This is a genomic window from Halorientalis salina (assembly GCF_005049285.1).
Classification (GTDB): Archaea; Halobacteriota; Halobacteria; order Halobacteriales; family Haloarculaceae; genus Halorientalis; species Halorientalis salina.
This window is the reverse complement of the sequence record NZ_SOSC01000004.1, coordinates 120979-144794: the sequence shown is the minus strand read 5'-3', so window position 1 is coordinate 144794 and position 23816 is coordinate 120979. Positions and strand designations below refer to the sequence as shown.

At 66.4% G+C, this 23816-nt stretch carries 25 protein-coding genes; 12 read left to right on the top strand and 13 right to left on the bottom strand.

The genetic code is table 11. The annotated features are described in order from the left end of the window. Window positions 1-6: 6 nt before the first annotated feature. The 6 genes from E2481_RS10030 (at window position 7) to E2481_RS10005 (ending at window position 4283) form a co-directional block, all read left to right on the top strand. Window positions 7-318, top strand: coding sequence for an AbrB/MazE/SpoVT family DNA-binding domain-containing protein (locus tag E2481_RS10030; protein WP_136717004.1), 312 nt, complete (start codon window positions 7-9; stop codon window positions 316-318). Window positions 319-322: 4 nt separating this feature from the next. Beyond that, entirely contained in the window at window positions 323-874 is a 552-nt protein-coding gene (locus E2481_RS10025) for a hypothetical protein (RefSeq protein WP_136717003.1), read from the top strand. Between the two features lie 56 nt (window positions 875-930). Continuing rightward, window positions 931-1473, top strand: a complete 543-nt coding sequence (locus E2481_RS10020) for a poly(R)-hydroxyalkanoic acid synthase subunit PhaE (RefSeq protein WP_136717002.1) — start codon at window positions 931-933, stop codon at window positions 1471-1473. After that, on the top strand, window positions 1470-2903 hold the full coding sequence (gene phaC, locus E2481_RS10015; RefSeq protein WP_136717001.1) for a class III poly(R)-hydroxyalkanoic acid synthase subunit PhaC: 1434 nt from the start codon (window positions 1470-1472) through the stop codon (window positions 2901-2903). The genes E2481_RS10020 and phaC overlap by 4 nt, the downstream gene beginning before the upstream one ends. A 118-nt stretch (window positions 2904-3021) precedes the next feature. Beyond that, window positions 3022-3762 (top strand): beta-ketoacyl-ACP reductase, encoded by a 741-nt coding sequence (locus tag E2481_RS10010; protein WP_136717000.1) that lies wholly within the window; start codon window positions 3022-3024, stop codon window positions 3760-3762. Window positions 3763-3839: 77 nt separating this feature from the next. Beyond that, on the top strand, window positions 3840-4283 hold the full coding sequence (locus E2481_RS10005; RefSeq protein WP_136716999.1) for a TIGR00725 family protein: 444 nt from the start codon (window positions 3840-3842) through the stop codon (window positions 4281-4283). On the opposite strand, the gene E2481_RS10000 is transcribed toward E2481_RS10005, so the two are convergent. From E2481_RS10000 to E2481_RS09990, 3 genes are read right to left on the bottom strand one after another with little or no spacing between them, the layout of a single operon-like run. Next, window positions 4280-4522 carry a hypothetical protein gene (locus E2481_RS10000; RefSeq protein ID WP_136716998.1) on the bottom strand — a complete coding sequence of 81 codons (243 nt, stop codon included), beginning with the start codon at window positions 4520-4522 and terminating at the stop codon, window positions 4280-4282. The genes E2481_RS10005 and E2481_RS10000 overlap by 4 nt on opposite strands. Beyond that, the gene (locus E2481_RS09995) at window positions 4519-6090 is read right to left on the bottom strand and encodes a hypothetical protein (RefSeq protein WP_136716997.1); all 1572 of its coding nucleotides are present in this window, start codon (window positions 6088-6090) and stop codon (window positions 4519-4521) included. Before E2481_RS09995 ends, E2481_RS10000 begins: the two co-directional genes overlap by 4 nt. Window positions 6091-6140: 50 nt before the next feature. Then, window positions 6141-6521, bottom strand: a complete 381-nt coding sequence (locus tag E2481_RS09990) for a universal stress protein (protein ID WP_136716996.1) — start codon at window positions 6519-6521, stop codon at window positions 6141-6143. Between the two features lie 285 nt (window positions 6522-6806). On the opposite strand from E2481_RS09990, the gene E2481_RS09985 reads away from it, so the two are divergent. Together E2481_RS09985 and E2481_RS09980 are read left to right on the top strand one after the other, a co-directional pair. Next, entirely contained in the window at window positions 6807-7562 is a 756-nt protein-coding gene (locus E2481_RS09985) for a ribonuclease H-like domain-containing protein (protein WP_136716995.1), read from the top strand. Next, entirely contained in the window at window positions 7559-7837 is a 279-nt protein-coding gene (locus E2481_RS09980) for a hypothetical protein (RefSeq protein ID WP_136716994.1), read from the top strand. Before E2481_RS09985 ends, E2481_RS09980 begins: the two co-directional genes overlap by 4 nt. A 38-nt stretch (window positions 7838-7875) precedes the next feature. Here E2481_RS09980 and E2481_RS09975 read toward each other — a convergent pair whose 3' ends face one another. The 6 genes from E2481_RS09975 to leuS form a co-directional block, all read right to left on the bottom strand. Then, on the bottom strand, window positions 7876-8538 hold the full coding sequence (locus E2481_RS09975) for a GNAT family N-acetyltransferase (protein ID WP_136716993.1): 663 nt from the start codon (window positions 8536-8538) through the stop codon (window positions 7876-7878). Between the two features lie 160 nt (window positions 8539-8698). Next, window positions 8699-9034 (bottom strand): hypothetical protein, encoded by a 336-nt coding sequence (locus E2481_RS09970; RefSeq protein WP_136716992.1) that lies wholly within the window; start codon window positions 9032-9034, stop codon window positions 8699-8701. 73 nt (window positions 9035-9107) lie between these two features. After that, entirely contained in the window at window positions 9108-9458 is a 351-nt protein-coding gene (locus E2481_RS09965) for a hypothetical protein (protein WP_136716991.1), read from the bottom strand. Next, window positions 9455-11875, bottom strand: a complete 2421-nt coding sequence (locus tag E2481_RS09960; protein WP_136716990.1) for a penicillin acylase family protein — start codon at window positions 11873-11875, stop codon at window positions 9455-9457. The genes E2481_RS09965 and E2481_RS09960 overlap by 4 nt, the downstream gene beginning before the upstream one ends. Before the next feature lie 36 nt (window positions 11876-11911). Continuing rightward, window positions 11912-12631 carry a hypothetical protein gene (locus E2481_RS09955; protein ID WP_136717153.1) on the bottom strand — a complete coding sequence of 240 codons (720 nt, stop codon included), beginning with the start codon at window positions 12629-12631 and terminating at the stop codon, window positions 11912-11914. Between the two features lie 90 nt (window positions 12632-12721). Next, window positions 12722-15358 (bottom strand): leucine--tRNA ligase, encoded by a 2637-nt coding sequence (gene leuS, locus E2481_RS09950; RefSeq protein WP_136716989.1) that lies wholly within the window; start codon window positions 15356-15358, stop codon window positions 12722-12724. A 500-nt stretch (window positions 15359-15858) separates the two neighbouring features. Here leuS and E2481_RS09945 point away from each other — a divergent pair, with 500 nt between their 5' ends. After that, window positions 15859-16215, top strand: a complete 357-nt coding sequence (locus E2481_RS09945; protein ID WP_136716988.1) for a hypothetical protein — start codon at window positions 15859-15861, stop codon at window positions 16213-16215. Window positions 16216-16404: 189 nt separating this feature from the next. On the opposite strand, the gene E2481_RS09940 is transcribed toward E2481_RS09945, so the two are convergent. The 3 genes from E2481_RS09940 to E2481_RS09930 form a co-directional block, all read right to left on the bottom strand. Then, window positions 16405-17580 carry a CBS domain-containing protein gene (locus tag E2481_RS09940; protein ID WP_136716987.1) on the bottom strand — a complete coding sequence of 392 codons (1176 nt, stop codon included), beginning with the start codon at window positions 17578-17580 and terminating at the stop codon, window positions 16405-16407. Between the two features lie 348 nt (window positions 17581-17928). Continuing rightward, a complete protein-coding gene (locus E2481_RS09935) occupies window positions 17929-18681 on the bottom strand; it encodes an SDR family NAD(P)-dependent oxidoreductase (protein WP_136716986.1) in 753 nt (250 codons plus the stop codon). 161 nt (window positions 18682-18842) lie between these two features. Continuing rightward, window positions 18843-19403: a SprT-like domain-containing protein gene (locus E2481_RS09930; RefSeq protein WP_250137783.1), complete on the bottom strand. Its 561-nt coding sequence runs from the start codon at window positions 19401-19403 to the stop codon at window positions 18843-18845. A 140-nt stretch (window positions 19404-19543) separates the two neighbouring features. On the opposite strand from E2481_RS09930, the gene E2481_RS09925 reads away from it, so the two are divergent. Next, a complete protein-coding gene (locus E2481_RS09925) occupies window positions 19544-20761 on the top strand; it encodes an acyl-CoA dehydrogenase family protein (protein ID WP_136716984.1) in 1218 nt (405 codons plus the stop codon). 39 nt (window positions 20762-20800) lie between these two features. On the opposite strand, the gene E2481_RS09920 is transcribed toward E2481_RS09925, so the two are convergent. Continuing rightward, window positions 20801-22462: an acyl-CoA synthetase gene (locus E2481_RS09920; protein ID WP_136716983.1), complete on the bottom strand. Its 1662-nt coding sequence runs from the start codon at window positions 22460-22462 to the stop codon at window positions 20801-20803. Between the two features lie 118 nt (window positions 22463-22580). Between E2481_RS09920 and E2481_RS09915 the strand changes: the two genes are divergently transcribed. Both E2481_RS09915 and E2481_RS09910 read left to right on the top strand, forming a co-directional pair. Further along, window positions 22581-23384, top strand: a complete 804-nt coding sequence (locus E2481_RS09915; RefSeq protein WP_136716982.1) for an N-acyl homoserine lactonase family protein — start codon at window positions 22581-22583, stop codon at window positions 23382-23384. Next, window positions 23381-23815, top strand: a complete 435-nt coding sequence (locus E2481_RS09910) for a PaaI family thioesterase (RefSeq protein ID WP_136716981.1) — start codon at window positions 23381-23383, stop codon at window positions 23813-23815. Before E2481_RS09915 ends, E2481_RS09910 begins: the two co-directional genes overlap by 4 nt. Window position 23816: the final 1 nt, after the last annotated feature.

The window sequence follows — 23816 nt, the reverse complement described above, 5'->3', positions numbered from 1 at the left end:
GAAGAGATGACCGACGAGAACGACAGTCCGGACGGACTGATGTGGCCGCCGTCGATGATGAAGGGCATTCAGCAGGCGAGCGAGCAGGCAGTCGAGCAACAGCAGGAGTTCATCCAGCAGTTGCTCGGGGCCAGCACCTCCGGTGTGGGGGTCCCCCAGCTGGGCGCGATGAGCCAGATGGCGACGTTCAAGACCCGCGTCCAGAGCGGTGGCCGCATCAGCATTCCCGATGCCGAGCGAGAGGCGCTCGACATCGCGGAAGGCGACATCGTCCAGACCGTCGTGATCCCGGTCAAGCGTAACCGCGATTCCGAGTGAAACCATGGTAGAATACACCTCACCCGTCACCACGACCTTCGAGATGCAGCGCGCAGCGATCAAGCAGAGCCAGCAGGCCTTCGAGCAGACCGTCGAGTTCCAGCAGAACGTCGGCGAGGCCGTCCGCGACAGCTTCGAGAGCCAGGAGTCGGCCCAGCGCCGCGGCGTCGAGCTGACCCAGTCGGCCATCCACGGCTACCTCGACACCGTCGAGGGTATGGTCCCCGGCGTCGAGGACTCCGTCGAGGAGATCCGCAACGCCGTCGACGAGCAGTTCGACTTCCTGCTGGAGAACCACGCCGAAGCCTTCGAGACCTTCAGCGAGGAGTACGACGAGGGCGTCGACGCCTACGACGAGCTCACCGAGGAGTACGTCGAGGCGATGAACGAGCAGATCGAGATGGTGCTGGAAGCCCACGAGGACATGGAAGCCCAGTCCCTCGAAGCCGTCGAGCAGGTCGAAACGCAGGTCGAGCAGGTCCAGGAGCAGGTCCAGGAAGTCCAGGAACAGGTCCAGGACGTCCAGGACCAGGCCGCAGAGCAGATCGAAGCGTAGCCGCCGGCTTCAAATAACTCGACTTTTTATATACGAAGACTAGGAGAAACCCACTCATGAGCGATACAACCAACGACGCGATGGAGGACTGGAGCGAGATGGTCGAGCAGATGAACGAGGCGGTCGCGGACTCGGTCGAGGAGAACATGAAGGCCCAGGCGGCCTTCATGGAGTCCTGGGCCGACGCCGTCGAGGGGTCGCTGCCGGAAGAAGACGAGATGGCCGAGGGCTTCGAGGGCTACAACCGGGCCTACGAGGTCTGGATGGACGCCGCCGACAAGATGTTCGAGCGGACCACCGACGCCGCCCAGGGGGAGGACGTCGAACCGAGCGAGATCCGCGACATCTGGCTGCAGTCGGCCAACGAGGCCTTCAAGGAAGTCATGGGTACCTCCGCTTTCGCCGCGGCCAACGGCCAGCTCGTCGAGGCCATGATGGACATGCAGGACGAGGCCGACGACATCACCCAGGACACCATCCAGCAGATGGGGATGCCGTCCCGCGACGACGTGATGGAGGTCGGGGAACGGCTGGTCGAACTGGAACGCCGCCAGCACGCGGTCGAACAGAAACTCGACGAGATACTCGACGAGCTATGATGAACCCGCTCCAAGCCGCGCTCGACGTCCAGCGAAAGGGCATCGAAGCGATGACCGAAGGCGTCGAGAAGGCGTCGGTCGCCCCAGAGCGGGCCGGCCCGCTCGCCGACATCGACGTGGGACAGACCCCCAGCGAGGTCGTCTACACGGAGAACAAGCTGGAACTGATCCACTACAAGCCCGAGGAAGCCGGCATCGAGGTTCCCGAGGAGGACCGAAGCGAGATCCCGATCCTCGTCGTCTACGCGCTGATCAACCGGCCGTACATCCTCGATCTCCAGCCCGAGCGCTCGGTCGTGCGCCGACTGCTCGAAGCGGGCCACGACGTCTACCTCATCAAGTGGAACGAGCCCTCGCGGATGGACCAGTTCCTCACGCTCGACGACTACGTCAACCGGTACATCCACAACTGCGTCGAGGAGGTCGCCGAGCGGGCCGGCCGCGAGGACATCAACATCCTCGGCTACTGCATGGGCGGGACCATGAGCGCGATGTACGCCGCGCTCCACCCCGAGAAGGTCAACGCGCTCGCGCTGATGGCAGCGGGCCTCTACTTCGAGGACACCGGCGGCGTCCTGGAGGAGTGGGGGAGCGACGAGTACTACGACCCCGAGGACGTGACCCGGGCGTTCGGCAACATGCCCGCGGAGATGCTCGACGTGGGCTTCGCGCTGATGGACCCCGTCAACAACTTCGTCTCGAAGTACATCCGCCTCTACGACAACTTAGAGGACGAGGACTTCGTGGAGAACTTCGCCCGCATGGAGCGGTGGTTAGACGAGGGGATCGACGTCGCCGGGGCGGCCTACGAGGAGTTCCTCCGGGACATCTACCAGTCGAACGCCCTCTACAGGAACGAACTGGAACTCGACGGGGAACGGGTCGACGTCGGGAACATCGACATGCCGATCCTCCAGATCATGGGCGAGTACGACCACCTCATCCCCGCGGCGGCCTCCAAGCCGTTCAACGACGTGGTCGGCAGCGACGACGTCGAGACCATCGAGTACCCGACCGGCCACATCGGCCTGTCGGTCTCGGGGTCGTCCCACGAGAACGTCTGGCCCCAGGTCAGCGAGTGGTTCCACGAACGCAACGAGGGTGCCGACGAGGAGGCCATCGACGAGGCCGAAGCCGCCGAGATCGAGATCGACGAGTCGAACGACGAGGCCGTCGAAACGGACGGAGAGTCGGACGCCGAGGAGACGACTGGCGACGAGGGCGACACCGACGAGCAGGCGACGCTGGCCGACGAGGACGCGGCCGACGTCGAGGGGGTCAACGGCATCGGCCCGACCTACGCCGATCGCCTGCGCGAGGCCGGGATCGAAACCGTCGCCGACCTCGCCGACGCCGACGCTGCGACCGTCGCCGACGCCGCACAGGTCTCGGCGGACCGCGCACGGGACTGGATCGACCAGGCCGCCTGAGCGAGTCCGGCAGGCCGACTTCGCTTTCCGACCGTATTTTTCCTACGAAGGATACAGCGGACGAGTCCGGGTTCACGTCGCAGATATTCTTTTCCCGCCAGCCGTCGAACAGGTGGGTATGCTTTCCGACCAGACCTGCGTGGTCACGGGTAGCTCGCGTGGCATCGGCCGCGGTATCGCCGAAGAACTGGGGCGTCACGGGGCGAACGTGGCCGTCAACTACCGGTCGTCGGAGGCGGCGGCCGGGGAGGTCGTCGACGAAATCGAGCGCGAGGGCGGGTCGGCGATCGCGGTTCAGGGGAACGTCGCGGACTACGACGAAGTCGAGGCGATGTGCGGGGAGATCCACGACGCGTTCGGCTCGGTCGACGTGCTGGTGAACAACGCCGGGATCACCATCGACCGAACCTTCGAGAACATGACCCGGGAGGACTGGGATCGAGTCATCGACGTGAACCTCGGCGGCGTGTTCAACTGCACGCACTGCCTGTTCGACGACATCAAGGCGGCCGAGGAGGGCCGGCTCATCAACATTTCCTCGGTCGTCGGCCAGCAGGGCAACTACGGCCAGGCCAACTACGCGACGACGAAGTCGGGGCTGTTCGGCTTCACCCGAACCCTGGCGCTGGAACTGGCCAGTACGGGGTCGACGGCCAACTGCGTCGCGCCGGGTTTCGTCGAGACGGACATGTTAGAAGAGGTGTCCGACCGCGTCCAGCAGAAGATCCTCGACCGCATCCCGCTCAACCGGTTCGCGACGGTCGAGGACATCGCGGGCATCGTACGGTTCGTCGCCAGCGAGGACTCCAGTTACATGACCGGCCAGATCGTCCCGGTCAACGGCGGCATGGAGTGGTAACCCGCTGACCCGGGACGGGTCGTCACGCCCGGCGCGTGTCGGTGCGGTTTAGGGACCTGGAGAGGAGACTCGCGAGTATGCGCGTGAGCGTCATCGGCGGCAGCCGCGTGGACGAGGAGACCTACGAGACAGCCGTCGCCGTCGGCCGGGAACTCGGCGAGCGGGGCCATACCGTCGTCTGTGGTGGCCTCGGTGGCGTGATGGCAGCCTCCTGTGAGGGTGCCTGCGAGGCGGGCGGCCACACCGTCGGCATCCTGCCGGGGCCGGACCGCGAGGCGGCCAACGACCACGTCCAGACAGCCATCGCGACTGACATGGGCAACGCCCGGAACGTCCAGGTGGTCCTGAACGGCGACGCCGTCGTCGCCATCGACGGGTCGACGGGGACGCTCTCGGAGATCGGCCACGCCCTGGATTTCGGCCGCCCAGTCGCGGGGATCGGTACCCACGACGTCCCGGGCGTCGAACCGGTCGAGACGCCCGTCGAGGCCGTCGACTACGTCGAGCGAGCGGTCGACTAACTCGCCGACCCATCGTCCACAGCACGTGCCAGCCTGCGAAGGACGAGTGCGGCGAGGACAAACGCGACGCCGAGGAGTCGCACGCGCGCAGTCGCGTTCTCGCGGGGTTCGAAGTCGACCGCCAGCACGCGATCGTAGCCCATGCTGGCCAGATCCAGCAACAGCGTGGGAACCAGCAGGTGTGCGATGCCGGCGAGCGCGGACCCGAGGGCACACAGTCGGAGATAGAGCGGATTCATAGCCAGTCCGCAAAGGAGCCCTCGACGAGTGTCTCGTCCTGCCGCTGGACGTACTCGGCCTGCATGCCCCAGATGGCCTCCGTCAGGGGCGTGCCCGCTTCGACGGCCTCGCTGACGTGATCGTGTTTCCAGCGGGCGGGCGTGGTCCGGCGGTCGGCGCGCTCGCGGAGCGGGCGGATGTACTCGTGGGCCTCCTCGGTCGAGAGGCCGGCCAGTTCCAGGCCGTCGCGGGCGTACTCGAACAGTTCGCCGTACATCTCGTCGACCGACTGGGTCCGCTGGGAATCGGCGTTGATCCAGGTGAACTCGGCGTCGAGCCCGTCACAGACGGCGGCGTAGAAGTTGGCCTTCGCGGTCTGCCAGTCCAGGCGCTTGACCGGGTGCTCGCGGCGGGGCAGACTCTCCATCAGGCCGGCGAAGACGGCCTGGAACGCGACGGCGTCGCGGACCGTCGGCTGGGCCGAGAGCGGGCGGAACTCGATGCGGGCGTTGGCCGACGAGCGACTGGGGCCGTCGAACACCGGTCGGACCCACCGCCAGTAGCTGCCGTGTTTGTGCCGGAAGTGCCGGAAGCGGTCGTCGAAGCGCTGGCCCTCCGGGATGTCCATCGGGACGATGGTCCGGTCGGCCGCGATGTCGTCGATGGCGTCCTCGACGGTCTCGAAGTCCGGCGGGAAACACACCTTCGGGTCGCCGTCCCCGGTCTGTGGATTGAGCACGTCCTCGAAGACGGTGATGCGGTGTTCCATCCAGGCGTCGGCGAGGATCTGGCCCGCCGGTACGTCGTCGTACATCTGGGGCGGGAAAAACGGGGAGTTGGCACCGAGCGCCGCCAGCGGCCCCGCCACCCGCAGCGCGTAGGTGAAGTGTTCGGGCAGGTCCGGCGCGTGGGGGACCTGGTAGTGGGGCTGGATCGAGGTGATGAGGCTCTCGGGCATCACCGTCTCGGCTTCGAGCGTGACGTGTGGGGCGTCGACGCGCAGCCCCGAGGGGTAATCGGTGTTGGCCATCGCGTGGTAGCGGACGCTGTCACTCATGTTGGTCGCAACACGAACACCGAAAGACTCGCTTCGCTCGTCTTTCGAGCCCCCGCTCGCCTCACTCGCGGGGATCCCGTCGGCCTCGATGTTGCCACAGAGGTAGTCCGTCGCCGTCTCGCCCAGCGGCGGGACCGTCCAGAGCCCGTCGCTGACCAGCTGGATACCCTCGCGCTGGACCGCCTGTTCGGCGGCGTCGATGTGGGCGCGCAGTTCCGCCTCCTGTGCTTTCAGGCCGTACGCCGACAGGGGGACCGGTGAGGTCTGGATCTCGGCGTTGTGCAGGCCGAGTTCCTTCTCGAACCCGATGCGGTCGAGCAGCCGGCGCGGCACGCGCATCAGCGCGTCCGTCCGGTCGTCGACGGCGTACAGCTCCTGTTCCAGTCCGATGATCGACTGGGCGTTGTCGAACGTGCCGTCGACGACCTCGGCTTTGAGTTCCTCGGCCTCGCGCTCGGCTTCGGCCTGGAACGCCTCGGCGTCGACGTCCAGGACCGACGTCACCCGCGCTGCCAGCTCTGACCCCGACATACCCCCCACTCCATCGTCCTCCGTGTTAAGCGTACGGCACTCGAAACCCCTCAGTCGAGGTCCGGCAGCGGCACCACGACCACCGGGACGTCCAGACTCACGAGCAGGTCCGCGGCGGTCCCACCAAGCCCCGGCGCGGCGTCGGGGTCGCCCCGACGTGGCCCGATGAGGACCACGTCGACGCCGCGCTCGGCGACGAGGTCCTGGACCACGTCGCTCGGTCGGCCCTCTGCGGTGATGGTCTCGACTGTTGGTTCGACCAGCCGCGTGCGCGCGACGTTCGTCGCGTCGCCCGCATCACGCGCTTCCATCCCATCCTCGCTGACGCTGACGACGAACACGGTGTCGTCGGGCGTGACCCGCTCGCCCAGGTAGTCACAGGCCGCCGCCGTGGTGTGGACCGACGCCGTTGCGACGAGATACGTGGTCATACCCGGAACTGGGGCCGGCAGGGCCAAACCAGTTGTCCCGACCGCCGCTGCGGTCGCGCCACCCCGAACCGGAACAACCTTTTGTCTGTCGACCCAAGTTTATCACGTCACGGACGGTATCGGTACCGCGACCACTCGGATGCGTCAGTCACCCCATTTGGCGGTGGTCCGTGACTGGCAGCGGATTCACCCACCCCCCACCCCCCGAATCCGGCTGCCATCTCACTCTCGGTTTTTGCCCGCGGCAACGATACGCTTTAGAGGAGCGGCCGCCCGAGTCCCACTGTGCGCATCGAGAACAGTTTCATCCCGGTTCGGGGCGTGGGAGAAAAGACCGAGCGGACGCTCTGGGAGTCGGGCGTGACCCACTGGGACGAGTTCGAGGGCCGGGCAGTCGGAACCAAGACGGCCGACCGCATCGAGTCGTTCATCGACACCGCGCGGGACCGTCTCGCCGCCGACGACGCTCGCTACTTCGACGAGGCGTTCCCCTCGGGCGAGCGCTGGCGGCTCTACGAGAACTTCCGCGAGAGCGCCTGCTTTTTCGACATCGAGACCACGGGGCTGGACGAACACCGCGATACGGTGACGACCGTCAGCGCCCACCAGGCCGGCGAGACCACGACGCTCGTCCGCGGCGACGACCTCTCGGCGGCGAACCTCCGGGCGATGTTCGCCGACGCCGACCTCCTCGTGACCTTCAACGGCGCGCGCTTCGACGTGCCCTTCCTGGAGACTTCCTTCGACCTCTCGCTCGATCACCCGCATCTCGATCTGATGTACCCCTGCAAGCAACTGGGCCTCTCCGGGGGCCTCAAACAGATCGAACAGGACATCGGCATCGAGCGCGACCGTCCGGACATCTCCGGCCGGGACGCGGTGCGGCTCTGGCGCGAACACGAGCGCGGGCAAGACGGCTCCCTGGAGACGCTCGTCTCCTACAACCGCGAGGACGCGGTCAACCTCAAGGACCTCTCGGAGACCGTCGTCGACCGCCTGCACGCCGACGTCTTCGAACCGGTCGCGGGGACCGAACCATGACGCCGACGGTCGACGACCTCCGCAACGAGATACGTGAGGCCGTGGGGCGATACGAGCGCGTCGAATCGACCGCCTTCACGAAGGAGGCCCTCGCCGCCATCTGTGACGCCGTCGAGTACGACATCGATCACCAGACCCTGCCCCCGAAACCGCAGATGCGGGCGGGAATCCTCTGGAAGATCGACGAACGGGAGCACGACGACCCGGCCGACGCCCAACGACCGTTCCGCAAGGCAGAACTCGAAGCGATCGCCGCAGTGCTTCGAGACGAGTAGGGAGTCCAAGCGTCTCACGGCGACCGCCGACCCGCCGGTCAGTTCCCGAACCACTCGTCGGGGTCGCTGACGGCTTTGGCGGTGAACCACCCCTCGCCCTCGTCGGCGGCCTCCGTATCGAACGATTCACCGTCCTCGCCGGCGTCGGTGTCGACCCACGCCGCCGGTTCGGCGGGGAGGTCCGCGAAGTCGGCGTCGAACCACTCGTCGGGGTCGGTCTCGTCGAGTCGTTTGCGCATCCGGACGAATTCGAGGTCGACGTCGTCGATGGTCGTCACCTCGGCGTCGAGTCGCCAGTAGCCGACGGACCTGTAGAACGGGACGGCGTTTCGCGCCGCCATGATGTCGAGTTCGAGGACACCCTGGAACTCGGCGGACAGTTCCAGGTGTTTGACCAGCACCGTCGCGATGCCGTTGCCGTGGTGGTCCGGGTGGACGTACACCGCGTCGATGCGCTCGCTGGGGACGTTCAACGCCCCGTAGCCGACGATGGTCCCGGCGGCCTCGGCGACGTGGACGACGAACTGCTCGTCGTCGATGGCCTGCTCGAACGTGTCGCGATAACTCTCCTTGGGTGCCCACGCCTGAATCTGCTCGGGGCTGTACTGCCAGTGTTCCAACTCCTCGATGGCCGTCCGCTTGATCCCCAGGATCTCCCCCGCGTCGGCCGGCGTCGCACGACGAAAGCTGATATCCGACATCGATTCAGTGTCACCCCAGGCCAGCGCCTACGGATACCTGGGGACCGCTCGGTAAAAAGGGTCGCCCGATACGCCCGCCCGAAACAGGGTGTCAGCTAAGGTGAAAGTCGGAGAAGGGTCGGCGTTTCGAGCGGAAACGAAGGGGTCGAGGACGTGTCGATTACTGTTCGACCGCTTCCCCGGGTGCGACGGCACCGCCGGTCCCGTCGGACTCGGCCGCTTCGACATCGACGCCGACCGCGCGACCAGCGCGACGGCGGCGGAGTCGACGTGCCGCGACGCCCCCGACGACGGCCAGGCCGAGGACGGCCACGTACCGTCGCTTCCGACTCGCGCCCGGTTTCCCCTCGGCGACCTCGGTCGCGTCGTCGACGCCAGTCCCGTCCGTTTCGGCCAGCACCGCGTCGCCCTCGACGTCCTCGCCACCACCGAAGAACGCATCCAGTTCAGTCCCGTCGACGTGTACCTCGAACAGCGTCACGTTCTCGAATACCATACACCTCGTAGGTCGCGAACCGTCTTATAGCCGTAGTGATACATGATAGCAGCGGGACTGGCGGGGCTCGCGGTCAGCGCACGCCGCGGGCGAGCGCACCGAGGAGACTCCCGGCCAGCGTGATCGCAGTGCTGACCGCGAACACCTGCCCCATGCCGAGATACAGGTCGAGCGACCCCGCCGAGGCGAGCCAGCCGGCGAAGGCGAGCCACGCGAGGACGCCGAAGCCGACGCCGGCGACGAGTCCCCGCCGGACCGTCGGCTGGACGAACGCGACGAGCGCCCCGCCGACGACGAGGCCGGCCCAGTGCAGCCAGACCGTCGCGAGCCCGACGACAACGGCCCCTGCGGTCGCGAGCCGTCGCCTGAACCGGTCCGCCCGGAGGCCCTCCAGACGTGCGCCAACCCCGGGTCCGTCGCTCATTCGTCGCCCTCCGTGAAGCGGACGATCACGTCGCCCCCGGCGTCGAGCGGGAGCGGTTTGTACTCCCCGTCGGCCCACGCCCGCAGCTGGTCGGCATAGTGATCGGAGAACACCGAGCCGTCGTTGCCGCCGGGGAACGCGCCCGTGGAGCGGGTCGAGTCGTCCATCGGACAGACCATCCGCCAGCTGCTGCCGAACCCGGACGCCTTGCGGAAGTTGTTCAGCGTCGCGGCGGAGCCGTCGGTCGGATACCGAGGGTAGTTCAGCCACGAGCGGTCGAAGGGGTGGTCGATAGTCGTCGTGTTGTAGTCGCCGTACGTCTCCCAGCCCTCCTCGTCGAGTTCCGTCGCCGTCGTCGCGAGGGCCGCCGCGATGGCGGCGTCCCGGCCGTCGGGGAACCACGCCGAGTCCTCGGGGAGCGTGAGCAGCACCCAGTCGTTCCCGTAGTACTCCGTGAGGTCACGGCGGTCGCCCAGGGACTCCTGCAGTCGCGGCTCGAAGACCTCGTCGGCGTAGTGAGACATGAAGCGCGCAAAGACCAGCGCCGCCCGGGAATCGCGGTCCATCCGGTAGTCCCACCCCTCCAGGTCGTCGAGCAGCGACCGGGCAGCGTCGTCGTCGACCGCCTCGCGAGCCTCCCGCAGCACCGGGACGAACCGCGCGGCACGCTCGTCGTAGGTGTCGCGCTGGACGGCCCGCATGAACTCGGGGTCGACCGGGTCCGAACTGGCCGTTCGCGAGTCGAGTCGGTCCCACAGCCGGATGCCGCGAAACGGGGCGGAGTAGGGCCACTCGAAGTAATAGGGGTAGTCGGCGCCGTCGAGGATGCGCTGGTTCGCAGTGCCGAGGGAGTCGGGCTGGTCGGCGCGCGGCATCTCCTCGAAGGGAATGAACCCCTCGCCGTCCCACTCGGTCTCGTCGTATGGCGTGTAGCCGGCCCACTCGCCCTCGCGGGCTGAGCCGTCGAACACGCGGTCGGCGGGCACCTGTTCGGTCCCGGTTCGACGGATGGGTACCTTCCCGACAACGCGGTAGTGGGTGTTGCCCTCGCCGTCGGCGTAGACGAAGTTCTGGGTCGGTAGATCGAACTTCCGGACCGCATCGAGTGCGTCCGCGAGCCCCTCGCTTCGGTTGAGTCCCCTGATGGCTTCGATGGTTCGCGTGGCGGCCAGGCCAGTCCAGGCGACGCCCAGTTCCGTCCGTAACTCGTCTCCGTCGGCCTCGATGCCGAGCATCGGCCCGTGGACCGTCTTCCGGACCGTCACGGTGCGGTCCTCGCCGCCGGCGACCGCGATGGTCCGCTCCTCGGTATCGAACGCCCGCCACTCGTCGCCGTAGCGGTACGCCCCGTCGCGCGTCTCGTACTCGTAGAAATCGATGACGTCCGTCCCGGTGTTCGTAAAGCCCCAGGCACCGGCGTCGTTCTCCCCGATGACGACGAACGGGACGCCCGGGAACGTGACCCCCCGAACGTTCGTGTCCGGTCCCGAGAGGCCCATCTCGTACCAGACCGGCGGTGCCATCAGCGAGAGGTGCGGGTCGTTGGCGACGATGGGCGACCCCGAGGCCGTGTGTTCGCCCGACACCACCCAGGAGTTCGAGCCGACACCGGCGGGCGACTCGAACGACGAGAGCCAGTCGGTCAGTTCGGGATGAGTCTGCGTCGACCCGTCGCCCACCGCCGACCGCGTCCCGTCACCGCTGGCCGCCTGGGAGCCTCCATCCCGAAGGATCGCGGCGTCGTGGTCCATGCGCTCGGGAAACAGGGTTTCGGCGGCGTCGGCCCCGAGCGCCGCGGCCACCGTCTCCCGACGGAGCGACCGGAACCGACCGGTCAACGTCCACCCGATCTGTTTCTCCGCCAGGAAGACGTCGGCGGGCGTCCACGGCTCGGGCTCGTAGTCGAGCAGGTCGAACTCCATCGGCAGCGGCCGGGAGCCGCCGACGTGACGGTTGACCCCGTCGACGTACGCCGAGACGAGGGCCGCGGTCTCGGACCCCTCGGTGCGTCGCCAGGTCGCCTCGGCGGCCCCGGCGAAGTCCATCGCGACGTGGAACCGGTCGGAGGGCAGCGTCGCTTCGCCGACCACGGCCGAGAGTTCGCCGCGCAGTTGCCGGCGCTGGAGGTCCATCTGGAACAGGCGGTCGGCACCCTGCACGTAACCGGCCGCGAAGTACAGCGCTCGTTCGCTATCGCCCTCGACGTGCGGGACGCCCCGGTCGTCGTATCGCACCGTCGCCGACCCGTAGGGACTCTCCACGTCGCTGGGGAGGGGATCGCCGACCGTGTCCCAGACGTCCCCGCTAAACGGGGCGAAGCGGTCGAGATACCCGCGGGCGGGACTGCCGACGGCACCGGCGATCCCGCCGGTCAGGAGGGCGGCGAGCACACCGCGACGCGTCCGTTCACGGTCCATGACATGTCGGACGCGCCGGACGAAATAAAACCCCTGCTAGAACCCGCCCCAGCGCAGATAGACCATCACGGCGATGATAGCCAACTGGAACAGGCCCTGAATACCGCTGAGTTTCGCGTTTCGCATCCCGATCTTGCTGATGAGTTCGTGATCCGGGTCGGGAGAGCGCATCTCCAGATACATCCGGATCTCTCCCGGCATCAGGACGCCGAACCCGACCACCGAGAGCACGGTGATGATCGCGAGCGTGGCGACGAAGACCGGTCGCGTCATGGCGAAGTCCGGCAGCGTCGCCGCGAGGTACGCCCCACTTCCCACGAGGGCAACACCGAAGAGGGCGAGCCACCGCCAGTCGCGGAAGGCGTCGAACTGCCGGCCGATGAGGAGGAGGGCGGGCAGGAGCGTCGCGGCCGTGAGCAGCGCCAGCCAGACGTGGGCGTGCGGGAACGCCCAGGGGCCACGCAAGGCGAGCGTGATGCCGCCGGCGATAGTAACGAGCGCCAGCGTCGGCAGGAGAAACGTCATCTTCGGCGTGAACCGCTGGAAGACCTTCGACCGCTCCTCGACGGCGAGGCCGCCCAGCACCGGCCCCAGCACCATCGCCATGAACAGGTCGATCCCCGTCCACAGCGCGCCGGCCATGACGTGCACGTAGGTGTGCTGCTGGAGCGTCCCGGCCGTCAGCGCGTATGCGAGGGCCGCGACCGGAATCGCAACGGCTCCGACGGCGAACGCCGGATTCGCCCGTGTACCCATGCCCCGAACCGTGCCGCGAACCGAGACTGCCATGTCACACGGGCACTCGTCCAGTCGACAAAAATAGTTATCGATTATGATAGGTGCCGATCAGCTGATGTGGATCGCGGGCTTGTTCGGCTTGGCCTTCGCGGCCAGGTCGTCGCCGTCGGTCGCCGTCCGTACCGTAACGGCAGCGCCGAACTCGTCCTCGAAGAGCCAGGCGGCCTGCTCCAAGATCTCGAGTTCGCGCTCTGCGTCCATCGTCGGTTCGAGTTCCGCCTGGCGCTCCTGGAGGTCGGCCGCGAAGTCGGCGGCCGCCTCGCCGTGCTCGCCCACCACGTCGTCGTCCATGATCTCGCCGACGACGGCCGTCTCGGCGTCGGCCTCCCGGGCGATGTCGTAAGCCCGATACTTCCAGTTCTGGGCGACGACGATCTCGATGGCCTCGGGGTCCTCGATGTCGACGACGTCGGTGATGTCGCGCACGTCGTCGAGGGTCCGCCGGATGAGGCCGCGCTCGACGCGGTAGTCGTCGACGTCGTGCAGCGGCGTCGGCCAGTCGGCCTCGGCGGCCAGTCCGTCCTCTCCGAGGTGATTCCACAGTTCCTCACCCAGGTAGGGCGCGATGGGCGCGACCATCGCCGACAGCGCCCGCAGCCCGCGGCTGTAGGCGTACCGGTAGGGAGCGTCGTACTCCCGGTAGCGGCGCAACAGGCGGGCAAAGCGCTGGAGTTCGTTGACGACCTGGTGGAAGCGGAACCGCTCGTACTCCTCGGTGACCGCCGCGACGGTCCGGTCGATCTCCCGTTCGAGGTAGGCGTCGTGACTCGTACTCTCCGTCCGGGTCTCGTGTTCGTTTTCGGCGAAGGCCATCACCATCCGGTAGAGTTCCTGCTGGAACTCGTAGGACTGTTTCACGTCCTTGACCGTCCACTCGAAGTCCTGCTGTGGATGGGCCGCCGAGAGGACGAAGAGTCGAGTGGTCTCGGCCCCGTACTCGTGGGGCGCGATGGCGTTGCCCTTCGATTTCGACATCTTCTGGCCGCCGTGGAGGACCGTCCCCTGGTTGACGAGCCGCTCGACCGGTTCGCGAACGTCCAGCAGGTCCAGGTCCGCCAGCGCCCGCGTGAAAAAGCGGATGTAGAGCAGGTGCAGGATGGCGTGTTCCTCGCCGCCGACGTACACGTCGACCGGGAGCCACTCGTCGGCCGTCTCGCTGTCGAAGGGGGCCTCCTCGAAGTCCGGCGAGAGGTACCGCAGGAAGTACCACGAGGAGTCGACGAAGGTGTCCATCGTGTCGGTCTCGCGCTCGGCGGGACCGCCACACTCCGGACAGGTCGTCTCGACGAACGCCTCGCTGGCTTCGAGCGGGTTGCCCGTCGTCTGGACGAACTCCGGCAGTTCGACGGGCAGGTCCTCGTCGGGAACCGGGACGTGCCCGCAGTCGTCGCAGTGGACCATCGGGATGGGCGTCCCCCAGTAGCGCTGGCGGGAGATAAGCCAGTCCCGGAGTCGGTAGGTCACGTCCGATTCGATGGCGTCGCTGGCGTCGACGAGTTGCTCGCGGGCGGCCGAACTCGCCAGGCCGTCGTACTCGCCGCTGTTCGTGAGCATCCCGTCGCCGGTGAAGGGGGCGGCGGCCGTCTCGTCTGTCTCGCCGATGGGCTCGACGACTTCCCGGACGGGGAGGTCCTGCTCGGCGGCAAAGCGGTGGTCGCGCTCGTTGTGAGCGGGCACGCCCATCACCGCGCCCGTCCCCACGTCGTCCAGGACGTAGGCCGCGACGTACACCGGCAGTTCCTCGCCGGTCAGCGGATGGGTCGCGGTCAGGCCGGTGTCGACGCCAGACATCCCGGCGTCGCCGGGGTCGCTCTCGCGAACGTCCGCGACGTACTCTGCGACCGTCTCGTCGTCCTCGGCGATGGTCGCCGCGAGGTCGTGGCCCGGCGAAAGCGCGACGTAAGTCGCGCCGAAGACGGTGTCGAGTCGGGTCGTGAAGGCGTCCACGTTGCCACGACCTTCAACTGCAAACGTGACTGCTGCCCCCTCCTGGCGGCCGATCCAGTTGCGCTGGATGTCCCGGACGCCCTCGGGCCACTCCTCCAGGTCGTCCAGGCCGGCGTGCAGTTCCGCGGCGTAGTCGGTGATGGTGAAGAACCACTGGTCGAGTTCGCGCCGACCCACGGGCGTCTCGCAACGCCAGCAGACATCGGCGTCGTCGCCTTCGTGGGAAACGACCTGGGCGTCGGCCAGCACGGTCTCACAGTCGGGACACCAGTTGACCGTGGCGGCTTCGTAGTCGACCAGTCCGGCGTCGTAGAGGCGGGTGAACAGCCACTGATTCCAGCGGTAGTACTCGGGGTCACAGGTGGTGATCTCCCGGGACCAGTCGTAGCCAAAGCCCATCGTCTCCAGTTCGTCGCGCATCCGGTCGATACAGGTGCGCGTCCAGGACTCGGGGTCCGTGTCGCGCTCGAAGGCGGCGTTCTCCGCGGGGAGGCCAAAGGCGTCCCAGCCCATCGGATGGAGGACGTCGTCGCCACACATCCGCCGGTAGCGCGCGTACGCGTCGGTGATGGCGTAGTTCCGGACGTGGCCCATGTGGAGCGCGCCCGACGTGTAGGGGAACATCCCGAGGACGTACGTCGGATCGTCCGCGTCGTCCGGGCAGTCGTAGACGCCCTCCCGATCCCAGACGTGTTGCCAGTACTCCTGCACCCGCGAGTGATCATATCTCCGCGACATCGAATTCGCCGTTACCCACTCTGGTACCGCCGCCTACATCAGGGTTCCCACTTTTTACTCCCTCGGGTTTCCTCACTCGTGCCTTCGGCACTCGTTGCGGGAACCACTCGGTCGCAAAACCTGGACTAAAACTGCCGGACGACTCGCTCACTCCGTTCGCTCGCGTCCGGAGAACCGCCTCACTCGCTCCGCTCGTTCGGCGGACGCTTGCTCACTACACTCCTTGGACGGCGCGCCCCGGGCACGCGGGAGCTATCATGCTGGGTGTAGTGCTGTCTCCAACCGAGTCGGTTCGTGCTCATACACGTTTGAGACTTAGTGGCGGATCTAATCATCTGCCTAACTTCTGTCAGGAGCATGCTGCAGAATAGAGAGCATGAAGTCAGCAGTTGACCATCGTTGGTTTCACACCGATTTCGAGAAATCGGCCAGTCAGCAGAACTGCAGATAAATTATCTACTCGAAACAGATATTTCTAATTTGATCCCAAAGCGAGACATATGAAAATGAATCGGCCACCAATTAAGATTCCTGACGACAGTCCAAAACGAGTACTCCTTCACAAAGACTGGTATGATATTTTAGAACCGCTTTACCAGTACTTCTCTGACACTTCCACCGATCCTGTTTTCGATGTTGTAACAGATGAGCTTGGACAAGGAGCTGAGGAGATAATAGAGTATATCGGATACGGTGAAGGTGTAGCGCTAGCCGTTGTTGTCTGGGTCATTAATCTTGTAGTCACACTGGCACGGGCAGGGTTCATCCTCGGTAAGTTCGAGTACATTGGTCAGTTTGGGACCACGCAGTTCGGGTCGTCGCAATTCGGTAGTTTAGAAATTAAAGAGTTGACGTAGATGCAACAGATCAAGCGATACGCTTGTTACCTGTACAGACCGAATCAGACGACCCCCATCCTCGTGTACAAAATTTTACATTTGAGCCATGTATTCATCACGTGAGGTCGTAACACAAGCCAGAAACCACTGTTTCACTGCGTTCAGCAAGAATCGATCCCCAAACTGGGTCCGAACGTCCTGAAAGCCCTACCGCGGGATCGCCTGCTCGACCGCCTCCTCGGACCGCCCGGTCTGTCGGATCTCGAACACCGTCATCAGGTCGGTCCGCGAGATCAGTCCCACCAGCTCGCCGTGGTCGTCGGTCACGAGCAGTCGACCGACGCCGCGTCGCTGCATCCGGGTGGCGGCGTCCTCGGCGTCGGTAGTCCGCGATACCGTCTCCAGGTCCGTCGACATCACGTCTCCGACCGTGGCCGCGTCGCGCTGGTCGGGGTCGACCGTCTGGAGGTCTTCGAGCGTGACGAGTCCGCGAATCTCACCGTGTCGCGTATCGCGGCCCGAGACGACCGGATACCCCGTGTGGCGCTCCGTCACCATCCGTTCGAGCAGTTCCGAGAGGGTGGTCTCAGGGGTCACGGTATCGAGGTCGGCGACGGGCGTCATGATGTCCTCGACGTCGATACCCTCGAAGGCATCCTGCATGATGAGCTGGCGGGTCTCGCTGGTCGCTCCGAGATAGATGAAGAAGGCGATGGCGATCCAGAAGACGTTGAAACTGAGGATGCCTGCAAATGCAAGCAGGACGGCAAAGGCCTTGCCGACTCCTGCGGCGATGCGGGTCGCGTCCAGGCGCGAGCGGTTGCGCGAGAGCAGCGCCCGGAGGACGCGCCCGCCGTCCATCGGAAAGCCGGGTAGCAGGTTGAAGCCGGCGAGGACGACGTTCAACACCGCGAGATAGCCCAGGACGAACCGGGTGGCCGGGAACTCGGCCGGCAACAGGGCGAACCCGCCGTAGCAGGCCACGCCAACGACCAGGCTGACGATCGGCCCGGCGATGGCGATGGCCAGTTCCTGGGTCCAGCGGTCGGGGAACTCCTCGAACTGCGCGAGGCCGCCCAGAAACCAGAGGGTGATGGCCTCGATGTGGACGCCGTATCCGCGGGCGACGACCGAGTGGCCGAGTTCGTGCAGCAAAACGCCCGCGAACAACCCGAGGGCGGCAGCGAGCCCCAGCAGCCAGGGCAGGAATCCGACCGTCAGCGGCGTGGGGTCGATGGTGCCCCCCAGGAGGCCGTTGAGCAGCGTCGTCGTCATCTCGATCTGGGTCCCGATGAGATAGGCGAGCAGCGGCACGACGAGCAGGAAGGACAGTCCGAGTTTGATCGGGATACCGAGTACCGAGCCGATCCGCACACTTGCCATGGGGGCGTTTGATCGGACCGGATGATACGTCGACTGCTGGCACGTGCCAGGCCCGTCGGCAGAAATGAAAGTGAGTGGTAACATCCGGAGGGCAATGACGGTGGAGGTGGTATCAGTACCATGCACCTCCCAAGCCTCACCGATCCCTCCGGCCTGTTCGACTACCTCATGGCGCTGTTGCTGTTGGCCGCCCTGTTTTTCGGCGTCGTCCTCTACTTCGGTCTGGGGCCGTTCTGATACTGCCGGACAGAAGTTATCACAGCCGAATCCGCAGACGGGCTACGTACAGCGGCTCGTCACCCAGTCTATGCAGTCGACGCTTCAGGGACTGCTGTCCGGCAGTACGAGTTACTGCTGTTCGGTCGGCCGGATCAGGAGTTCGTTCACGCTGACGCGGGGCGGTTGCGTGACCGCGTAGGTGATCGCCGACGCGATGTCGTCCGGCTGTAGCACCGTCATCTCCCCGACCATCTCGGACAACCGTTCGCGGACCTGCTCGTCGGGGATGTGCTCGCCGAGTTCGGTCTCGACTGCCCCGGGTTCGACGACGGTCACGCGAACGCCGCTGTCCGTGACCTCCTTGCGAAGGGATTCGGAGAAGGCGTTGACGCCGAACTTCGTCGCCGAGTAGCCCGCCGAGGCCTCGTTCGCCGTCCGACCGGCCACCGAGGAGATGTTGACGATATGACCCTCGTCCTGGTCGAGCAGTCCGGGCAGGGCCTCCCTGGTCGCCGTCATCAGACCCTTGAGGTTCACGTCGAGCATCTGCTGGAGGTCCGCGACGTCAGCCCTGATGACGGGTGCCAGCAGCATCACGCCCGCGTTGTTGACGAGGATGTCCAGCCCGCCGAGTTCCTCGCGCGTGGTCTCGACCATCTCGCGGACCTCGTCGGTCTCGGTGATGTCCGTCGGAACGGCGAGTGCCGTCCCGCCCGCGTCCTCGATGTCGTCGACGAGTTCGGCGAGTCGCTCCTCGCGTCGGGCGGCGACGGCGACTGCCGCCCCCTCGGCGGCCAGCGCCTGGGCAGTTGCTCGTCCGATTCCGGAAGACGCCCCCGTCACGAGGGCCACGTCACCGTCGAGTCTCGCAGTGTCACTCACACCGACAGTTTCGGGAGCACGGTTGTAACGCTTGGGTTCGAACCCGTTCCCTTCGGGTCGAGAACCGCTAGACGAGAGGCCACTGACGGCAGCAGCGAACGCTCACGAAACGACCCCCTATAGTCTCCGGAGCGGTACTGTATCGTTCCCTGTCAATCTTATTACCAGTCGTCGCCCAGTGCGTCGCGTGCGCGCCGGTACCCCTCGTGAGTCCGCCAGGTGCGGCCCGAGTCGACGTGGCGGACCTCGTAGGCGCTGCCGCACTCGCCACACCGGTACCCATCGTCGGGGAACTTCACCGGTTTGGAGGCGCGGTGGCGGTCCGGTCGCCACGTACAGTCCGCGGCGGTGCAGACGAGTTCGAGTCGCCCGTCGGTGAACGTCCGGCAGTGCCGCGGCGCGTCGAGTCGGTCCGCCTGCCGGCGAAAGCGCTCGCCGTGGCCCGACTCGCCGAAGCGGTGGAACTCCCAGGCGTGGACGAGTTCGTGCCGGATCGTCCCGGTGAACTCCGCCCAGCCGAACGCCTGGTAGGCATCCCAGGTCAGGACGACGGTGATGTCGCCCGTCTCGGGATCGTACCGACAGCCCCCGGCCCGGCGCTTGGCTCGTTCCGAAATCGTCCATTCGAGGTCCTCGACGGGCACGTCGACGTCGACCGTCTCGGCGTAGGCGGCCGCTCGGTCCAGCAGTTCGGGGCGGGTCCGGGGAGCGTCCTTCGACACGGTAGGTGGGGGCTGGACCGCGGCCGAGAAATGCGTTGTGCCACCAGCCCCTAACATCGTGAGAGTGGGGCAGCCATATTCTAACATTGTGAGAGTTTGCCCCGATTCTTATTACCGTCGGGACTGAACAGTTGGCAGACATGCTATCCTTTAGCGACTCGGCGGCGGCGGAAGAACTGGCAGGCCGGGCCCACGACCTGATGGAAGAGGTGGTCATCCCGGCCGAGCGCGAACTCGACCCCGGCATGACCGTTTCGGACGGTACCATCCGCGAGCTCCGGGAGGCGGCCCGCGAGTACGGCGTCTACGCGCCACAGATCGACGAGGAATACGGCGGCATGGGCTACGACTTCCGCGACACCCTCCCGACCTTCGAGGAAGCCGGTCGGTCGCTGCTGGGCGCGATGGCGATGCGCGTCGACGCCCCCGACGAGGGGAACATGCACCTGCTGGAACTCCACGGCTCGGAGTTACAGAAAGAGCAGTACCTCGAACCCCTCGTCAAAGGCGAGATCGCGTCGGGCTTCTCGATGACCGAGCCGATGCAGGGCGGCGGCTCGGACCCCAAGATGCTCCAGACCACCGCCGAAAAGGACGGCGACGACTGGGTCATCAACGGCCACAAGTGGTGGACGAGCAAGGGCATTCAGGCCGACGTGTTGCTCGTGTTCGCCCGCACCGACCAGGAGGCTCACCCCTACGAGGGGTGTTCGGTGTTCCTCGTGCCCAAGGAAGCCGACGGCGTCGAGATCGTCCGGAACATCCCCCACGTCGGCAGCGACGTCCACGGCGTCGGCCACGCCGAGATCAAGTACAACGACGTCCGAGTCCCCGAGGAACACCTGCTCGGCGAGGAGGGCAAGGGCTTCGCTCACGTCCAGGAGCGGCTGGGTCCGGCCCGGCTGACCCACTGCATGCGCTTTTCGGGGATGGCCGAGCGCGCACTCGACATCACGAAGGCGTACATGCACGAACGCGACGGGTTCGGCTCGTCGATGGCCGACAAGCAGGCCCCGCGCTTCGAGATCGCCGAACAGGAGACGCGACTGGCGGCCGCCCGGTCGCTGGTCCGGCAGGCCGCCGATCAGATCTCGGCGGGGAAGGAGGCCCGCGAAGCGGTGTCGATGAGCAAGGTCTTCACCGCGAACGTCACCCAGGAGGCCGTCGACACGGCCCTGCAGTTCCTCGGCGGCAACGGCATCGCCAAGGACCTTCCCGTGGCGGACTTCTACGAGGACATCCGCCAGTTCCGCATCGTCGACGGGGCCGACGAGGTCCACAAGCGCACCATCGCCCGCGAGGCCTTTGCCGACGTCGACGAGTCCGAACTCCAGCAGGTCACCCGCTTCGGGGAGTGAGGCGTCGGCATCGCGGCGACGTGCCCGTCGCGCGTGGGGCTAGTCGCGCAGGGACGCCCGCCGCACCTTCCCGGTCGCGGTCTTTGGGAGGGCGTCGACGAACTCGATCTCGCGTGGGTACTCGTACTTGGCGAGTCGGTCGCGGACGTGGGCTCTGATCGACTCCCGGAGGTCGTCGTCGGGGTCCCGATCGCCCGACGCCACGACGAACGCCTTGGGGACCTGGCCGCGCTCGTCGTCGGGCACGCCGATGACGGCGGCGTCGGCGACCGCCTCGTGGCCCGCGACGGAGTCCTCGACTTCCTCGGGGCCGATCCGGTAGCCGGCCGAGATGATCACGTCGTCTTTGCGCGATTTGAAGGCGACGTAGCCGTCCTCGTCCATCACGCCGAGGTCTTCGGTGAGGAGCCAGCCGTTCCGGACCTTCCCGGCGGTCTTCTCGGGCTTGTTCCAGTACTCTTTGAAACAGACCGGATCGCCCTCGTACCGGACGGCGATCTCGCCGACCTCGCCGCGGTCGACCGTCGGTTCGGCGGTCTCGGGGTCGACGATGGCGATCTCGTGGCCCGGTGCGGGACGGCCCATGTAGCCCTCTTTGAACTCAGTGAGGGCGGTACAGCCGCCGACGAGGACGTTCGCTTCGGTCTGGCCGTAGCCCTCGTGAACGGTCGCGCCGCCGAAGACGTCCTCGGCCCAGTCGACGATGGACTGGCCGAGCGACTCCCCGCCGCTGGCGATGGTCCGGAGCGTGCCCACGTCGTACCCGTCCGTGTCCTCGACCTGCATCATCATCCGCAGCGCCGTCGGCGGGGCGAAGAAGTTCGACACCCCGTATCGCTCGATGACCTCGAAAGCGACGCCGGGATCGAACTGGCCGCCGTTGTACGCGACGACCGGCTTCCCGTAGTACAGCGCCGGGACGACCACGTCGAACAGCGAGGCGATCCAGGCCCACTCGGCGGGCGTCCAGTAGACGTCCCCGTCCCGCAGTTCCATGTTCCCGAACGTGGTGACGAAAAGCGGCAGGTGCCCCAGCAACATCCGGTGGACGTGTCGCACCCCCTTCGGGTCACCCGTCGTCCCCGACGTGTAGATGAGGATGGCGTCGTCCTCGGCGTCGGTCGCGACCGTCTCGAACTCCCGGGAGTACCCCTCGATAGCGCTCCAGAGGTCGGCCTCGTCGTCACGCGTGTCGACGTCCCCGACGGTCAGGACGGTCTCCAGTTCCGGGAGGTCCGCGCGCGCCTCGCGGAGGTTGTCGACGTTCGTCTCGTCGACGATCGCGGCCACCGCATCGCAGTCGTCGAGGCGATACTGCAGGGCGTCGGGGCCGAACAGCGTCGACAGCGGCACCGACATCGCTCCGAGTTTCCAGCAGGCCACGTGGGCGAACATCGTCTCCGGGCGCTGTGGGGCGTTCACGCCGACGCGGTCGCCCCGCTCGACGCCCCGCTCGCGGAGGTAGTTGGCCAGCCGATTCGTGACGTTGCGGAACTGCCAGTACGTGTACGTCTCCGTCTCGCCGGCGGCGTTCTCGCCGAACAGTGCAACCCGGCCCTTCTCCGATGCCCAGCGGTCACAGACGTACGTGGCCATGTTGAACTGCTCGGGGACCTCCCACTCGAAGGCCTCCAGCAGCTGGTCGTAGCTCTCCCACTCGCGTTCGTCGAACCGGTATGCGTCGAGGCGGTCAGGTGTCATAGATTGGTAATCTCGTCCGATCGTATCGGTAACGATACACACGTTCAGCCGCCGCTTATAAAAAGCTGGTCGGCAGATCGGAGCAAAGCTTAACAGACCGTCACCAGACGTACAGGCCATGGTAGACGCGACGGTGACGCTCGTCGACAGAGGGACGATCCGAGCGGACGCGAACTTCATGCTCGAAAACGCCGTCGTGGGGACCGCCGACGAGCCGAACCCCGATCTGCTGCGGGGCGAAGGCCCGGTGTACAACCTGGTCATCGACCACCCCGAAGCGACGATCCTCTGGGACACCGGCTCCCATCCCGACGCCGGCGACGGCTACTGGCCCGCCGAGCTGTACGCGGCCTTCGAGCACTTCGACGCCGACGACCACGCGCTGCCGGACGCACTGGACGACGCGGGGTACGGTGTCGACGACATCGACGCCGTCGTCCAGACCCACCTGCACCTGGACCACGCGGGCGGCCTGCACAACTTCGCCGGGACCGACGTGCCCGTCTACGTCCACGAGGCCGAACTGAAATACGCCTACTACAGCGCCAGCACCGACCACGGCTCTGACGCGTACGTCCGCGCGGACTTCGACCACGACATAAACTGGCAGGTGATCCACCGCGACCGCGAAACCCACTTCGAGGACGTCGAGTTCCTGCACCTGCCCGGCCACACGCCGGGACTCCTGGGAACGAAACTCGACCTCGACGGCCACGGCACGGTCGTCCTCGCCGGCGACCAGGCGTACGTCCGGGAGAACTACGACGACGGCCACCCGATGGGCGGCGATCTGCTCTGGAGCAAACGCGACTGGCAGGAGAGCCTGCGCTGGCTTCGCGACATCGAGCGCCGACACGACGCCGACGTGTACTGCGGCCACGATTCCGACGACGCCGAGCGACTCGCGGAGGGACTCCCATGAACGAGGACCACTACCGGAAACTCGAATCGATGTACCACGCGACGAACGTCAACGAGCACGTCCCCGCGGACCTGAGCGTCCGGGAGGGGGGCGCGACCCTGGAACTGCCGATCTCCGAGGACTACTACCACGCGCTCGGCGGCGTCCACGGGTCGTACTACTTCAAGGCGCTGGACGACGCGGCCTTCTTCGCGGCGAACTCGCTGGTGGAGGACGTGTTCGTCCTGACGACCGACTTCAACCTCTACCTCGAACGACCCGTCTCGGAGGGTACGATCCGCGCCGAGGGCGAGGTGCTCAACGACAACCCCAGTCAACTCGTCGCGGGCGCGGTCGCCTACGACGACGAGGGCAACGAACTCGCCCGCGGGACCGGGACCTTCCGGAAGAGCGACGTGGAACTCACCGCGGACATCGGGTACAAACTGTAGG

Coding starts and splice junctions, on each gene's coding strand:
- E2481_RS10030 (WP_136717004.1), top strand. CDS start 7: ATGACCGACGAGAACGACAGTCCGGACGGACTGATGTGGCCGCCGTCG.
- E2481_RS10025 (WP_136717003.1), top strand. CDS start 323: ATGGTAGAATACACCTCACCCGTCACCACGACCTTCGAGATGCAGCGC.
- E2481_RS10020 (WP_136717002.1), top strand. CDS start 931: ATGAGCGATACAACCAACGACGCGATGGAGGACTGGAGCGAGATGGTC.
- phaC (WP_136717001.1), top strand. CDS start 1,470: ATGATGAACCCGCTCCAAGCCGCGCTCGACGTCCAGCGAAAGGGCATC.
- E2481_RS10010 (WP_136717000.1), top strand. CDS start 3,022: ATGCTTTCCGACCAGACCTGCGTGGTCACGGGTAGCTCGCGTGGCATC.
- E2481_RS10005 (WP_136716999.1), top strand. CDS start 3,840: ATGCGCGTGAGCGTCATCGGCGGCAGCCGCGTGGACGAGGAGACCTAC.
- E2481_RS10000 (WP_136716998.1), bottom strand. CDS start 4,522: ATGAATCCGCTCTATCTCCGACTGTGTGCCCTCGGGTCCGCGCTCGCC.
- E2481_RS09995 (WP_136716997.1), bottom strand. CDS start 6,090: ATGTCGGGGTCAGAGCTGGCAGCGCGGGTGACGTCGGTCCTGGACGTC.
- E2481_RS09990 (WP_136716996.1), bottom strand. CDS start 6,521: ATGACCACGTATCTCGTCGCAACGGCGTCGGTCCACACCACGGCGGCG.
- E2481_RS09980 (WP_136716994.1), top strand. CDS start 7,559: ATGACGCCGACGGTCGACGACCTCCGCAACGAGATACGTGAGGCCGTG.
- E2481_RS09975 (WP_136716993.1), bottom strand. CDS start 8,538: ATGTCGGATATCAGCTTTCGTCGTGCGACGCCGGCCGACGCGGGGGAG.
- E2481_RS09970 (WP_136716992.1), bottom strand. CDS start 9,034: ATGGTATTCGAGAACGTGACGCTGTTCGAGGTACACGTCGACGGGACT.
- E2481_RS09965 (WP_136716991.1), bottom strand. CDS start 9,458: ATGAGCGACGGACCCGGGGTTGGCGCACGTCTGGAGGGCCTCCGGGCG.
- E2481_RS09960 (WP_136716990.1), bottom strand. CDS start 11,875: ATGGACCGTGAACGGACGCGTCGCGGTGTGCTCGCCGCCCTCCTGACC.
- E2481_RS09955 (WP_136717153.1), bottom strand. CDS start 12,631: ATGGGTACACGGGCGAATCCGGCGTTCGCCGTCGGAGCCGTTGCGATT.
- leuS (WP_136716989.1), bottom strand. CDS start 15,358: ATGTCGCGGAGATATGATCACTCGCGGGTGCAGGAGTACTGGCAACAC.
- E2481_RS09945 (WP_136716988.1), top strand. CDS start 15,859: ATGAAAATGAATCGGCCACCAATTAAGATTCCTGACGACAGTCCAAAA.
- E2481_RS09940 (WP_136716987.1), bottom strand. CDS start 17,580: ATGGCAAGTGTGCGGATCGGCTCGGTACTCGGTATCCCGATCAAACTC.
- E2481_RS09925 (WP_136716984.1), top strand. CDS start 19,544: ATGCTATCCTTTAGCGACTCGGCGGCGGCGGAAGAACTGGCAGGCCGG.
- E2481_RS09920 (WP_136716983.1), bottom strand. CDS start 22,462: ATGACACCTGACCGCCTCGACGCATACCGGTTCGACGAACGCGAGTGG.
- E2481_RS09915 (WP_136716982.1), top strand. CDS start 22,581: ATGGTAGACGCGACGGTGACGCTCGTCGACAGAGGGACGATCCGAGCG.
- E2481_RS09910 (WP_136716981.1), top strand. CDS start 23,381: ATGAACGAGGACCACTACCGGAAACTCGAATCGATGTACCACGCGACG.